At 61.9% G+C, this 13,580-nt stretch carries 10 protein-coding genes; 5 read left to right on the top strand and 5 right to left on the bottom strand.

Translation table 11 applies throughout. The annotated features are described in order from the left end of the window. Positions 1-67 precede the first annotated feature (67 nt). On the top strand, positions 68-1,087 hold the full coding sequence (locus GQX66_RS18425) for a quinone-dependent dihydroorotate dehydrogenase (RefSeq protein ID WP_011333259.1): 1,020 nt from the start codon (positions 68-70) through the stop codon (positions 1,085-1,087). A 138-nt stretch (positions 1,088-1,225) separates the two neighbouring features. Here GQX66_RS18425 and GQX66_RS18420 read toward each other — a convergent pair whose 3' ends face one another. Beyond that, entirely contained in the window at positions 1,226-1,441 is a 216-nt protein-coding gene (locus GQX66_RS18420) for a ribosome modulation factor (RefSeq protein WP_003223300.1), read from the bottom strand. A gap of 530 nt (positions 1,442-1,971) precedes the next feature. Here GQX66_RS18420 and rlmKL point away from each other — a divergent pair. Further along, entirely contained in the window at positions 1,972-4,242 is a 2,271-nt protein-coding gene (gene rlmKL / locus GQX66_RS18415) for a bifunctional 23S rRNA (guanine(2069)-N(7))-methyltransferase RlmK/23S rRNA (guanine(2445)-N(2))-methyltransferase RlmL (protein WP_240870359.1), read from the top strand. Between the two features lie 146 nt (positions 4,243-4,388). Continuing rightward, positions 4,389-6,773 (top strand): diguanylate cyclase, encoded by a 2,385-nt coding sequence (locus GQX66_RS18410; RefSeq protein WP_085747902.1) that lies wholly within the window; start codon positions 4,389-4,391, stop codon positions 6,771-6,773. Between the two features lie 142 nt (positions 6,774-6,915). Here GQX66_RS18410 and dacB read toward each other — a convergent pair whose 3' ends face one another. Then, positions 6,916-8,376, bottom strand: a complete 1,461-nt coding sequence (gene dacB, locus GQX66_RS18405; RefSeq protein ID WP_007952030.1) for a D-alanyl-D-alanine carboxypeptidase/D-alanyl-D-alanine-endopeptidase — start codon at positions 8,374-8,376, stop codon at positions 6,916-6,918. A 234-nt stretch (positions 8,377-8,610) separates the two neighbouring features. Between dacB and GQX66_RS18400 the strand changes: the two genes are divergently transcribed. Next, positions 8,611-8,955 (top strand): YggL family protein, encoded by a 345-nt coding sequence (locus GQX66_RS18400; protein ID WP_134020592.1) that lies wholly within the window; start codon positions 8,611-8,613, stop codon positions 8,953-8,955. Between the two features lie 61 nt (positions 8,956-9,016). On the opposite strand, the gene GQX66_RS18395 is transcribed toward GQX66_RS18400, so the two are convergent. Continuing rightward, entirely contained in the window at positions 9,017-10,207 is a 1,191-nt protein-coding gene (locus GQX66_RS18395; RefSeq protein ID WP_240870357.1) for a benzoate/H(+) symporter BenE family transporter, read from the bottom strand. Positions 10,208-10,431: 224 nt separating this feature from the next. Here GQX66_RS18395 and GQX66_RS18390 point away from each other — a divergent pair, with 224 nt between their 5' ends. After that, positions 10,432-11,196: a GntR family transcriptional regulator gene (locus tag GQX66_RS18390; protein WP_007952027.1), complete on the top strand. Its 765-nt coding sequence runs from the start codon at positions 10,432-10,434 to the stop codon at positions 11,194-11,196. A 178-nt stretch (positions 11,197-11,374) separates the two neighbouring features. On the opposite strand, the gene guaD is transcribed toward GQX66_RS18390, so the two are convergent. Further along, complete coding sequence (guaD, locus tag GQX66_RS18385) at positions 11,375-12,679, bottom strand: guanine deaminase (RefSeq protein WP_240870355.1); 1,305 nt, start codon at positions 12,677-12,679, stop codon at positions 11,375-11,377. 13 nt (positions 12,680-12,692) lie between these two features. Continuing rightward, complete coding sequence (gene xdhC / locus GQX66_RS18380; RefSeq protein ID WP_007952025.1) at positions 12,693-13,550, bottom strand: xanthine dehydrogenase accessory protein XdhC; 858 nt, start codon at positions 13,548-13,550, stop codon at positions 12,693-12,695. Between the last annotated feature and the right edge of the window lie 30 nt (positions 13,551-13,580).

Raw genomic sequence — 13,580 nt, 5'->3', positions numbered from 1 at the left:
CTCGCGCGGCGGGGCGATGCCCGGCTATAATCGCCGCCTCTTTTCGCCGCCCGAGTCATAGCCGCCCATGTACACCCTGGCCCGTCAGCTGTTGTTCAAACTTTCCCCGGAAACCTCCCATGATCTGTCGCTGGATCTGATCGGCGCGGGCGGGCGTTTGGGCCTCAACGGCTTGCTGTGCAAGGCGCCGGCGTCGCTGCCGGTGAATGTCATGGGCCTGCAGTTCCCGAACCCGGTGGGGTTGGCGGCCGGTCTGGACAAGAACGGCGCGGCCATCGACGGCTTCGCCCAGCTGGGTTTCGGGTTTGTCGAAATCGGCACCGTGACCCCGCGCCCGCAGCCGGGCAACCCGAAACCACGGATTTTCCGTCTGCCGGAAGCCGAGGCGATCATCAATCGCATGGGGTTCAACAACCTCGGTGTGGATAACCTGCTGGCGCGGGTGGCGGCGGCCAAATACAAGGGCGTGCTGGGGATCAACATCGGCAAGAACTTCGACACCCCGGTCGAGCGCGCTGTAGACGACTACCTGATCTGCCTGGACAAGGTCTACGCCCACGCCAGTTACGTCACGGTCAACGTCAGCTCGCCGAACACTCCGGGCCTGCGCAGCCTGCAATTCGGCGATTCGCTCAAGCAATTGCTGGCGGACCTGGCCACGCGCCGCGCCGAACTGGCCCTGCGCCACGGCAAGCATGTACCGCTGGCGATCAAGATCGCGCCGGACATGACCGACGAAGAAACCGCGCAAGTCGCCCAGGCGCTGATCGAAACCGGGATGGACGCGGTGATCGCCACCAACACCACCCTCAGCCGCGTGGGCGTCGAAGGCATGGAACATGGTGACGAGGCGGGCGGTCTGTCCGGCGCGCCGGTGCGTGAGAAGAGCACCCACACCGTGAAAGTGCTGGCGTCCGAGCTGGGCGGCAAGTTGCCGATCATCGCGGCGGGCGGCATCACCGAAGGCAAGCATGCGGCCGAGAAGATCGCTGCCGGCGCGAGTCTGGTGCAAATCTACTCCGGCTTCATCTATAAGGGCCCGGCGCTGATTCGCGAGTCCGTGGACGCGATCGCCGCAAAGCGCTGATCGGCGGACATAAAAGGCAGGCACAAAAAAGGGCTCCTCGAAGGAGCCCCTGGGCCGTAGCCCGCCGTCCGGGAAGGACGTGCATGGTGATCAGGTTGTTACGAAATCAGATTGTCGTGTCGGAATAAGTGCCCTGTGTCAGCCGACGGCGTGAAGTTCGTTGAGTCTGTGGATTCCCGCAGTGCCGGTCATACCGTCCCAGTTGTCGCCGCGTCCTTCTCGCCAGCCGTTGATCCAGGCTTGACGTACCGACGGTAGAGTAAATGGGCAAAGCTCACGGGATTTGCCACCAACGCCATATTGATATCCGCGCAAAAATGCTCTTTCCAACGGATCACGCTTAAGTCTTCTCATAGGGTGTTTCCCTCACTTGTTGACTGTTTTTGTCGCGTCGACCTCAATTGAGGTCTGGCAGAAAAACTCTGCCGTTGGCGGCTCGCTGCCGGCGTGGCGAGCCAAGGTGTTGACGCCGTTGCGACGTCAACCTGTGTCCAGTTCTAACCAATGAGTCACATCGATGGAATGACCGTTTTGTCATAAGGACGTAACGAAAAAGATGCTATGGCCATAAGTAACCGCGTATTTATCCAGCGTCTATTGGCCAAACCCCGGTATGATCGGCCCCGCGCTGGATGATGAGGTTAATCCTTTAGTGAGAATGACCCACGTTTACGCTGGGGTACTATTCGACGAAGGGTTGCTTTGAGTCATTTTGTTGCTTCAACTTTTTTATCTGTCCCGGCATCTAAGCTCTTTTAACCCGAGCAGCGGGGATGGAACGGCACACCTTCGTGCCACGCGGGCGCTCTTGTAGAAAAGCGCCTGATTGAAAACCGGATCGGCAATGCGTTGCCGGTTCATTAGCCAAAGGCTCTGGAAAAACCATGTCCGACCGTTTCGAACTCTTCCTCACTTGCCCCAAAGGCCTTGAAGGCCTGCTCATCGAGGAAGCCGTCGGGCTTGGCCTTGAAGAGGCCCGCGAACACACCTCCGCCGTGCGTGGCATGGCGACCATGGAAACCGCTTATCGCCTGTGCCTCTGGTCGCGTCTGGCCAACCGGGTGCTGCTGGTGCTCAAGCGTTTCCCGATGAAAAACGCCGAAGACCTGTACCACGGTGTACTCGACGTCGACTGGCAGGATCACATGCTGGCCGACGGCACCCTGGCCGTGGAATTCAGCGGCCACGGTTCGGGCATCGACAACACCCACTTCGGCGCCCTGAAGGTCAAGGACGCCATCGTCGACAAACTGCGCACCCCGCAGGGCGACCGCCCAAGCATCGACAAGCTCAACCCGGATCTGCGCATTCACCTGCGCCTGGATCGCGGCGAAGCGATTCTGTCCCTCGACCTTTCCGGCCACAGCCTGCACCAGCGCGGCTATCGCTTGCAGCAGGGCGCCGCGCCGCTGAAGGAAAACCTCGCGGCCGCGATCCTGATCCGGTCCGGCTGGCCGCGCATCGCCGCCGAAGGTGGCGCGCTGGCTGACCCGATGTGCGGTGTCGGCACGTTCCTGGTCGAAGCCGGCATGATCGCCGCCGACATGGCGCCGAACCTGCGTCGCGAGCAGTGGGGCTTCACCGCCTGGCTCGGCCACGTGCCGGCGCTGTGGAAAAAGCTGCATGAAGAAGCGGTCGAGCGCGCCGCTGCCGGTCTGGCCAAGCCGCCGCTGTGGATTCGTGGTTATGAAGCCGACCCACGCCTGATTCAGCCGGGCCGCAACAACGTCGAACGCGCCGGCCTGAGCGAGTGGATCAAGATCTATCAGGGCGAAGTGGCGACCTTCGAGCCGCGTCCGGACCAGAACCAGAAAGGCCTGGTCATCTGCAACCCGCCGTACGGCGAGCGTCTGGGTGATGAAGCCAGCCTGTTGTACCTCTACCAGAACCTTGGCGAGCGTCTGCGTCAGGCCTGCCTGAACTGGGAAGCGGCGGTGTTCACCGGCGCGCCGGACCTGGGCAAGCGCATGGGCATCCGCAGCCACAAGCAGTATTCGTTCTGGAACGGCGCGCTGCCGTGCAAGCTGCTGTTGATCAAAGTCTTGCCGGATCAGTTCGTCACCGGCGAGCGTCGCACCCCGGAGCAACGTCAGGCCGAACGCGAGCAAGCCGCCTACGATCAGACGCCGGATGAGCCGCAAGAGCGCAAGTTCAACAAGAACGGCAATCCGATCAAACCGACGCCGGCCCCGGCGCCAGTGATCGAGCAACCGCGCCTGAGTGAAGGCGGGCAAATGTTTGCCAACCGCCTGCAGAAGAACCTCAAGGCCATGAGCAAGTGGGTCAAGCGCGAAGGCATCGATTGCTACCGCGTCTACGATGCGGACATGCCGGAATATGCCATGGCCATCGACCTGTACCACGACTGGGTGCACGTTCAGGAATACGCCGCGCCGAAGTCGATCGACCCGGAAAAAGCCTCGATCCGCATGTTCGATGCGCTGGCGGCCATCCCGCAGGCGCTGAACATCGAAAAGAGCCGCGTGGTGGTCAAGCGCCGCGAGCGTCAGAGCGGCACCAAGCAGTACGAGCGTCAGGCGGCTCAGGGCAAGTTCAATGAAGTGACCGAGGGCGGTGTGAAGTTGCTGGTCAACCTCACCGACTACCTCGACACCGGGCTGTTCCTCGACCACCGGCCAATGCGCATGCGGATCCAGAAAGAGGCCGCCGGCAAGCGCTTCCTCAACCTGTTCTGCTACACCGCGACCGCCAGTGTGCACGCGGCCAAGGGCGGCGCGCGCAGCACCACCAGCGTCGACTTGTCGAAAACCTACCTCGACTGGGCGCGCCGCAACCTGTCGCTCAACGGCTTCTCCGACAAGAACCGTCTGGAGCAGGGCGATGTAATGGCGTGGCTGGAGAATTCCCGCGACGAATACGACCTGATCTTCATCGATCCGCCGACGTTCTCCAACTCCAAGCGCATGGAAGGCATCTTCGACGTGCAGCGTGACCAGGTGCAGTTGATCGACTTGGCCATGGCCCGACTGGCGAGCGGTGGGGTGTTGTACTTCTCCAACAACTTCCGCAAGTTCCAGCTTGAAGACAACCTGGCCGAGCGCTACGCGGTCGAGGAAATCACCGCCAGCACCATCGACCCGGATTTCGCCCGTAACGGCAAGATCCACCGCGCCTGGAAAATCACGGCTCGTTGACGCTCTGCAAAATTGGATCCACAGAGCCTTGATTTTTAAAGGCTCTTGGATCCGTTCAGAGCTAGCCAAATTAGTGGCTAATAGCTATAACTCACACACGGCCGATGGGGTTTTTCCCGCAGATGCTGACGTAGTGAGTGGCTTTTATGTCGTTGCACCCCGTGCGCCCGAAGATATTGGGTTTTATCAGCGAAGACGTCTCGGCCTGGCTGGTCGGGGTGCTGGTATTGCTCGCCGGCGGAATTCTCACGGGGCTGCTCGCCTGGGGCACCCTCAATCAGTTTCACAGCCAGTTGCGCCAACGCTTTCAGCTGCTGGCCAACGAGCGCTACAGCCGCATCGAAGAGCGTTTTCAGGATCAGGAGCAACGCCTCGACGGCCTGCGCCGGTTCTTCGCCAACTCCGAATCGGTGTCCCGCGCCGAGTTCGACGGTTACACCCATCCTCTATTGCTGCGCACCCAGGCTTATTCGTTTGCCTTGCGGGTGAGCGGTGCCGAACGTGCCGCCTTCGAGCAGCGCGTGCGAGATGAGGGCCTGAGCACCTTCAGCGTGCGCGAACTCAATGCGCGCGGCGAACTGCAACTGGCCTCCGCCCGCGATGAATACGTGGTGGTGTTGTACAGCCAGACCCAGAGCCGGCTCGGCTCACCGTTGGGGTACGACCTGCTTGCACAACCGTTGCGCCGCACGACACTGGAGCGCGCCGACCAGCTTCGCAGTCTGGCAGTGTCGCAGCCGATGCATCTGGTCGGTATCGAGCCGGCTTACGCCCGCGGCGTATTGCTGGTGGCACCGGTGTTGCGCGAAGGCGAGCCCAGATCATACGGCTACGTGATGGCTGTCATAAGCATGCGTCAGCTGCTGGCGGACGGTTTGCCGGATGCGTTCCATGACTATCTGTCGGTTCGCATCCTCGATCTGTCTACCAACGATCAGCATGAAGTGCTGTTCGAATCGACCAATGAACCGGCGCCGAGCGATCTGTCCGCTACCCGGTTGGTGCGCATGGCCGATCACGACTATCAGGTGGATATCCTGCCGAGCGAAGCGTTCATGCAGGCCAACCATTCGTCGGTTGGCAGCGTGGTGGTGCTGGGCGGATTGCTCAGTCTGCTGCTGAGCGCGCTGCTTTATGTGCTGGTCAGTCAGCGTCAGCGTGCGTTGCGCATGGTCGAATTGCGCACCCAGGAGCTGCATGAGCGCGAACAGGAACTGCGCGGCACCCACGGCCAGTTGCGCGGGGTGCTCAACGCGGCGACCCAGGTTGCAATCATCGCCACTGACCTGCGCGGGGTGATCAACACCTTCAACCCCGGTGCCGAGCAGATGCTCGGTTATCTCAGCAGCGAAGTGGTCGGCCACATGACCCTGGAAAATCTGCACTTTCCCCGGGAACTGGTGGCCCGCGCGGCGGAGCTCAGCGCCCGTTATGGCAAGACCATTCCGACCTGTCAGGCGATGCTGGTGGAGGGCGGGGAAGTGGGCGGGCACGAGGCGCGCGAGTGGACGCTGGTGCGCAAGGACGGCAGCCACATTCCAGTGAACATGCTGGCCACGCCGGTGCTGGACGAGCAGGGGCTGTGGGTCGGGCACCTGGCGATCTGCATCGACATCACCGAGCGCAAGCGCGTGCACGAAGCGCTGGCCGCGCGGGACGTGCTGTTGAAGAAGCTCAGCGCCCACGTGCCCGGCGGGATCTATCAATTCAAAATGGAGTTCGACGGGCGCTTCAGCGTGATCTACGCCAGCGACGGCATCCGCGAGATCTACGAGCTGGAGCCGGATGTGCTGCTGCTCAACGCCGAAGCGATCTTCACCCGCATCCATCCGCAGGACGTCAGCCGCGTGCGCAAGTCGATCCGTGCCTCGGCGGACAACCTCAGCCCGTGGCGCGAGGAATACCGCGTGCAGTTACCCGGGCGCGGTCTGCGCTGGGTTCGCGGTGAGGCGACCCCGGAGGAACTGCCGGGCGGCGGCGTGCTGTGGCACGGTTATATCTCTGACATCTCCGACTTGAAGCGCGTCGAAGAAGAACTGCGCGCACTGTCGGTGACCGATTCCCTGACAGGCATTCACAATCGCCGCTATTTCCAGGAGCGCTTGACCACCGAAATGGCCCGGGTCGAGCGTGGGGGCGGCGAGTTGTCGGTGATCATGCTCGACATCGACCACTTCAAGCGGATCAACGATCAGTACGGTCACGCGGTGGGCGACCGCGTGTTGCAGGCGGTCTGCGAACGCATCGGTCACCGGCTGCGGCGTACCGACGTGTTCTGCCGGTTGGGCGGCGAAGAGTTCATGGTGCTGTGCCCGGACATCGACGGCGATCACGCCCACATGCTGGCCGAGGAGTTATGGCACAGCCTGCGCAGTGCGCCGATCGACGTGGTGGGGGTGGTGACGGCCAGTTTCGGGATTGCCAGCTGGCGACCGGGAGAGGGCGCGGACGCGCTGTTGCTGCGGGCGGATTCCGGGGTCTATGCGGCGAAGCAGGGCGGACGGGATCGGGTCGAGCGGCAGATGAACTGAGCCCCTCTGCCACCTGATCGTTCCCACGCTCTGCGTGGGAATGCCTCCGGGGACGCTCCGCGTCCAGTGACGCAGAGCGTCACGGGCTGTGTTCCCACGCGGACGGTTCGACGCCTCGACGTGGGAGCAATCATTTACAGGATTACAGAACCGAAGCGGTCTGCGGCGTCCGCGGCTGTTTGTAGAGATCCAGCAGCACCTGATCCAGCACCGACGACGCGCCGAACGGGGCCTTGTCGTTGAGGATCGCCACCACCGCCCAGGTGTTGCCGTTGACGTCGCGGCTGAAGCCGGCAATCGCCCGTACGGTGTTCAGGGTGCCGGTCTTGACGTGGGCTTCGCCGCGCATCGCGGTAGTCTTCAGGCGTTTGCGCATGGTGCCGTCGGTGCCGGCAATCGGCAGCGAGCTGATGTACTCGGCGGCGTACGGGCTGTGCCAGGCCGCTTGCAGCATGCTGGCCATTTCACGGGCACTGACTCGCTCGGAGCGCGACAGACCGGAGCCGTTCTCCATCACCAGGTGCGGCGCGGTGATGCCTTTCTTCGCCAGCCACTGACGCACCACGCGTTGCGCGGCCTTGGCGTCATCGCCGTCGGCGTCGTTGCGGAATTTCTGGCCCAGGCTCAGGAACAGCTGCTGAGCCATGGTGTTGTTACTGTACTTGTTGATGTCGCGGATGATTTCCGCCAGATCCGGCGAAAACGCGCGGGCCAGCACTTTGGCGCTGCTCGGGGTCGGGGCCAGACGATCCTTGCCCTGGATGCTGCCGCCCAGTTCCTTCCAGATCGCACGTACGGCGCCAGCGGTGTAGGTCGCGTGGTCAAGCAGCGACAGGTAAGTCTGCGAGCTGCAGCCCTCGCCCAACTGGCCGGCCACGGTCACGGTCACGCTGCCATCGGCTTGCGGCACCGGGTTGTAGCGCACGCCGCCGGTGCATTGTTTGGAGTTGAGCGCCTTGACGGTGTTCTCGATGTTGATGCTGGCAATCGGCGGTTCAACCGAGATCAACACCCGACCATTGTCGTTGCGGGCCACGAAACGCAGGGCCTTGAGGTTGACCAGGAGTGAATCCGGCTTGACCAGGAACGGTTTGTTCTCGTCGTTGCCGTCATCGTTGAATTCCGGCAGTTGTGGCTGCACGAAGAAGCTGCGATCCAATACCAGATCACCGGTGACCTGGGTCACGCCGTTGGCACGCAGGTCGCGCATCAGCAGCCAGAGTTTTTCCATGTTCAGCTTCGGATCGCCGCCACCCTTGAGGTAGAGGTTGCCGTTGAGGATCCCGCCGTTCAGGTCGCCGTCGGTGTAGAACTCGGTTTTCCACTGATGGTTGGGGCCGAGCATTTCCAGCGCCGCGTACGTGGTGACCAGCTTCATGGTCGAGGCCGGGTTGACCGAGACGTCGGCGTTGTACACGGTCGGCGTGCCCGGGCCGTCCAGCGGCACCATCACCAGCGACAGGGCGGTGGGCTGCAGCTTGCTGGCCTTGAGGGCTTTTTCGACGTTGGGGGTCAGGGCGGTGTTGATGGTGGCAGCGGAGACGGGCAGGGCCAGCGGCAGAAGAAGACCGGCCAGGAGCAGAGGACGCAACGATTTGATCATATGAAATAAAACCCTACAGCCGAGGGGAAAAAAGACGAGGACATGGATGAAAAGGCCCTCAGTGGTCATGAAAGTGTCGGCATTATGCCCCAAGGTGTAACAGCTTGTGCCTTTCGCAAGGGCGCCAATTCGTTATTTTTTTACAGGCGGTCGCACGCACGTCCCAGAGAGTCGGGCAATCGCCGGCTTAAACTGGTAAAGTGCCGGCCGTTATTACTTAAGAGGATTGTTCCAATGGCGACTAACCGTTCCCAGCGTCTGCGCAAAAAACTGTGCGTCGATGAATTTCAAGAGCTGGGTTTCGAACTGAACCTGGGCTTCAAAGAAGACCTGTCCGAAGAAGCCATTGACGCTTTCCTCGAAGCATTCATCAAAGAAGCCATGGAAGCCAACGGTCTGGGCTATGTCGGCGGCGACGACTTCGGTCTGGTTTGCCTGCAGAAGCGTGGTTCGGTCTCCGAAGAGCAGCGCGCTGCTGTTGAAGCCTGGCTGAAAACCCGCTCCGAGCTGACTTCTACTGAAATGAGCCCGCTGCTGGACGTTTGGTATCCGGAAAAGCCGATCAACCCGGCTAAGTGATACTGAAAAAAACGGCGACCTGAGGGTCGCCGTTTTTTTATGCCTGCTTTTTAACCAGGCCTCAAGCCTTGCGCCAGTTGAGGATCAGCAAGGTCAACACCCCCGCGACAATCCCCCAGAACGCCGAACCGATGGAAAACAGCGTCAGCCCCGACGCCGTGACCATGAAAGTGATCAGCGCCGCTTCCCGTTCCTTCACCTCGGTCATGGCGATGCTCAAGCCGTTGATGATCGAGCCGAAAAGCGCCAGTGCGGCAATCGACAGCACCAATTCCTTCGGCAGCGCGGCGAACAGCGCCGCCAGCGTGGCGCCGAACACCCCGGCAATCCCGTAGAAAATCCCGCACCACACCGCAGCGGTGTAGCGTTTGTTGCGATCCTCATGGGCATGCGGTCCGGTGCAGATCGCCGCGCTGATGGCCGCCAGATTGATGCCGTGAGAGCCGAACGGCGCCAGCAGCAAGGACGCGATGCCGGTGGTGGTGATCAGCGGCGAGGCCGGGACGTTGTAACCATCAGCCCGCAGCACGGCGATGCCGGGCATGTTCTGCGAGGTCATCGCTACCACAAACAGCGGAATGCCGATGCTGATGGTCGCGGCCAGGGAAAAGTGCGGCGTGGTCCAGACCGGTGTCGCCACTTCCAGATGAAAGCCGCTGAAGTCCAGCAGCCCCATGAAACCCGACAGTGCGGTGCCGATCAGCAGCGCGGCAAGCACCGCATAGCGTGGCGACAGGCGTTTGACGATGAGATAAGTGAAGAACATGCCCAGCACCAGACCGGTGCGGTGTTGCGCGGCGACGAAGATTTCGCTGCCAATCTTGAACAGAATCCCCGCCAGCAGCGCGGCGGCGAGGGAGGCCGGGATCTTTTTCACCAGCCGTTCGAAGCTGCCGGTCAGGCCGCAAATCGTCACCAGCACCGCGCAGGTAATGTAGGCACCGATGGCTTCGCCGTAGCTCACGCCGCCAAGACTGGTGATCAGCAGCGCCGCGCCGGGCGTCGACCAGGCAATGGTGATCGGCGTGCGATAGCGCAGCGACAGGCCGATCGAACACACCGCCATGCCGATGGAGATCGCCCAGATCCACGACGAAATCTGCCCGCTGGTCAGGCCCGCCGCTTGCCCTGCCTGGAACATCAGCACCAGCGAACTGGTGTAGCCGGTCATCATCGCGATGAACCCGGCGACGATGGCGGAGGGCGATGTGTCCGCTAGCGGGCGCAGTCGGGTGTGGGTAATTTCGTTCATGACAGCGGCGTTCCTTGTTCAAACCACGGATTTCGGGTTTAAGCCTAAACTCAAACGTAACGGAGCGTTGCAATACAGCCGAAGCCACAAACAGCCGTACAGTCGTGTTGCCACCTTCCATTGTGTACAATCGCGCTGTTTTTTACGCGATACTTGCCAGCGACCCACTGTGCCGTATTACAGTCACGGTCAATTCGCCGCCGTTCTTCCCGACTCGAGTGCCCATGAACGAACAGTTGCAACCCCTCAAGAAACAACCGCGAGCAGGCAAAGCCGGCCGCAGCGGAACCCAGGACGATATTGTCTATGCGCATATCTTCGAGGCCATCCTCGAACAGCGCCTGGCGCCCGGCACCAAGTTGAGCGAAGAAGCGCTGGGGGAAATTTTCGGGGTCAGCCGCACCATCATTCGCCGCGCGCTCTCGCGTCTGGCCCATGAAGGCGTGGTGCTGTTGCGGCCGAACCGTGGCGCAGTCGTTGCCAGCCCGAGCGTTGAAGAGGCGCGTCAGGTGTTCCTCGCCCGACGTCTGGTGGAACGCGCGATCACCGAGCTGGCGGTGCAACACGCCACCGCCGAGCAGATCGCCGAACTGCGCCAGATGGTCAACGACGAGCGCGACAGCTTCTCCCGTGGCGATCGCGGTGCCGGCATCCGTCTCTCGGGTGAATTCCACCTGAAACTGGCCGAAGCGGCGAAGAACGCGCCGTTGATCAGCTTCCAGCGCAGCCTGGTTTCGCAGACGTCGCTGATCATTGCCCAATATGAAAGCGGCAACCGCTCGCACTGTTCCTACGACGAACACACCCAGTTGATCGATGCCATCGAAGCGCGCAACGGCGAGCTGGCGGTGGACCTGATGATGCATCACATGGATCACATCGACAGCAAGCTCAACCTCGACGAGGAAAGCGCTTCGGACGATCTGCATGCAGTGTTCTCGCACCTGTTGCAGACCAAGAAGCCGGGGCGGCCGGCGGTCAAGCTCTGAGGCGAATCGACAGGCAACAAAAATCCCCCGGACTGCAAAGTACCGGGGGATTTTTTTTGTCCGTCTGATCGTTCCCACGCTCTGCGTGGGAATGCCTCTGGGGACGCTCCGCGTCCAGTGACGCGGAGCGTCACGGGCTGCATTCCCACGCAGAGCGTGGGAACGATCGAGCAATCAGTTAGCGCTGGTGTACCAGCGCGCCTGCCGCGTAGGTCTGGGCCACAGTACGGTCATCGCCCAGGGTCATCAGTACGAACAGCGTCTCGGCAATGTTGTTGGCCTGCTTCAAGCGGTAGCTCAGCAGCGGCGTGGCGTTGTAGTCCAGCACCAGGAAGTCGGCGTCGGAGCCTGGTTGCAGGTTGCCGATCCTGTCTTCCAGACGCAGTGCCCGCGCGCCGCCGAGGGTAGCGAGGTATAGCGATTTGAACGGGCTCAGGCGTGCGCCTTGCAGTTGCATCACCTTGTAGGCTTCGTTCAGGGTTTGCAGCAGCGAGAAACTGGTGCCGCCGCCGACGTCAGTCCCGAGGCCGACGTTCAGTTTGTGCTTCTCGGCCATCGGCAGGTTGAACAGGCCGCTGCCGAGGAAGAAGTTCGAGGTCGGGCAGAACGCAACCGCCGAACCGGTCTCCGCCAGGCGGGCGCATTCGTCATCGCACAGGTGCACGCCATGGGCGAACACCGAACGCTCGCCGAGCAACTGGTAGTGATCGTAGACGTCCAGATAGCCTTTGCGCTCCGGGAACAGCTCCTTGACCCACTCGACTTCCTTGAGGTTTTCGCTGATGTGGGTCTGCATGTACAGATCCGGGTATTCGCTGAGCAACTGGCCGGCGAGGGTCAGCTGTTCCGGGGTGCTGGTCGGGGCGAAGCGCGGGGTGACCGCATAGTGCAGACGACCCTTGCCGTGCCAGCGCTCGATCAGCGCCTTGCTGTCGACGTAGCTCGATTCCGGCGTGTCGGTCAGGTAGTCCGGCGCGTTGCGGTCCATCATCACCTTGCCGGCGATCATCCGCAGGTCCAGCTTCTCGGCCGCTTCGAAGAACGAGTTCACCGATTGCGGGTGCACGCTGCCGAACACCAGCGCGGTAGTGGTGCCGTTGCGCAGCAGTTCCTTGATGAAAATGTCCGCCACTTCATCGGCGTGGGCCTTGTCGGCGAACTGGCTTTCGCACGGGAAGGTGTAGGTGTTCAGCCAGTCCAGCAGTTGCTCGCCGTAGGCGCCGACCATGCCGGTTTGCGGCAGGTGGATGTGGGTGTCGATGAAGCCCGGGGTGATCAGCGCATCCTTGTGATGAACGATCTCGATGTCCGCCGGCAGGGTCGGCAGCAGTTCGCTGGCGTGGCCGAGGGCGCTGATCTTGCCGTCATCGACCACCAGCAGGCCGTCCTCGAAATACTCGTAGGAGGCTTCGATGCCGACCTCGGCAGGGTCGGCGATGCTGTGCAGGATGGCGGCGCGGTAGGCTTTGCGAGTCAGAGGCATGAGGGTTCTCTAATCAGTTTGAGGCTTTGAGTGTGGCGGCCTGACTGCGGCGCGAAACCGGCAGCAGTTTGGCAATCGGTTCGGCACTGGCGGTGTGCTGGCCGAAATTGGCGTTATAGGTGGCGATGATTTCGCCGGCGATGGAGATGGCGATTTCCACAGGCAACTTGCCTTTGACTTCGCCGATGCCCATCGGGCAGCGCATGCGTTGCACGACGCTGGCGTCGAAACCACGGTCACGCAAACGGTGTTCGAACTTCGCCCGTTTGGTTTTCGAGCCGATCAGGCCGAACCAGGTGAAGTCGTTGCGCTTGAGGATCGCGGCGGTGAGTTCCAGATCCAGTTGATGATTGTGGGTCATGACGATGCAGTAGCTGCCGGCGGGCAGGTCGTCGATTTCATCCACAGGCTCCTCGGCGACGATTTTGCGCACGCCGTGGGGAATCTGCTCGGGGAATTCCTCTTCCCGGGAATCGATCCAGCGCACCCGGCAGGGCAGGCTGGCGAGCAAGGGTACCAGCGCGCGACCGACATGACCGGCGCCGAACACGGCGATCTGCGCCTGCACCTGGCCCATCGGTTCGAACAGCAGCACCGTGGCGCCGCCGCAGCACTGGCCGAGGCTGGCGCCGAGGCTGAAGCGCTCCAGATGGGTGTCCTGCTTGCCGCTGGCGAGCATCTCGCGCGCGATCTGCATGGCTTTGTATTCCAGGTGCCCGCCACCGATGGTGTCGAACGTCTGGCGGGCGCTGACGACCATCTTCGAGCCGGCATTGCGCGGCGTCGAGCCGAGCTCTTCGATGATCGTCACCAGAACACAGGGTTCGCCCTGGTTCTGCAGGTCGGCGAGGGCGTCGATCCAGTTGTACATATCTCACCTCTCAGATCGTTCCCACGTCGA

Source organism: Pseudomonas sp. B707, assembly GCF_022496685.1.
Classification (GTDB): domain Bacteria; phylum Pseudomonadota; class Gammaproteobacteria; order Pseudomonadales; family Pseudomonadaceae; genus Aquipseudomonas; species Aquipseudomonas paraglycinae.
Note: the sequence above shows the minus strand (reverse complement) of the source record. Positions and strands in the feature narration are given on the sequence as shown.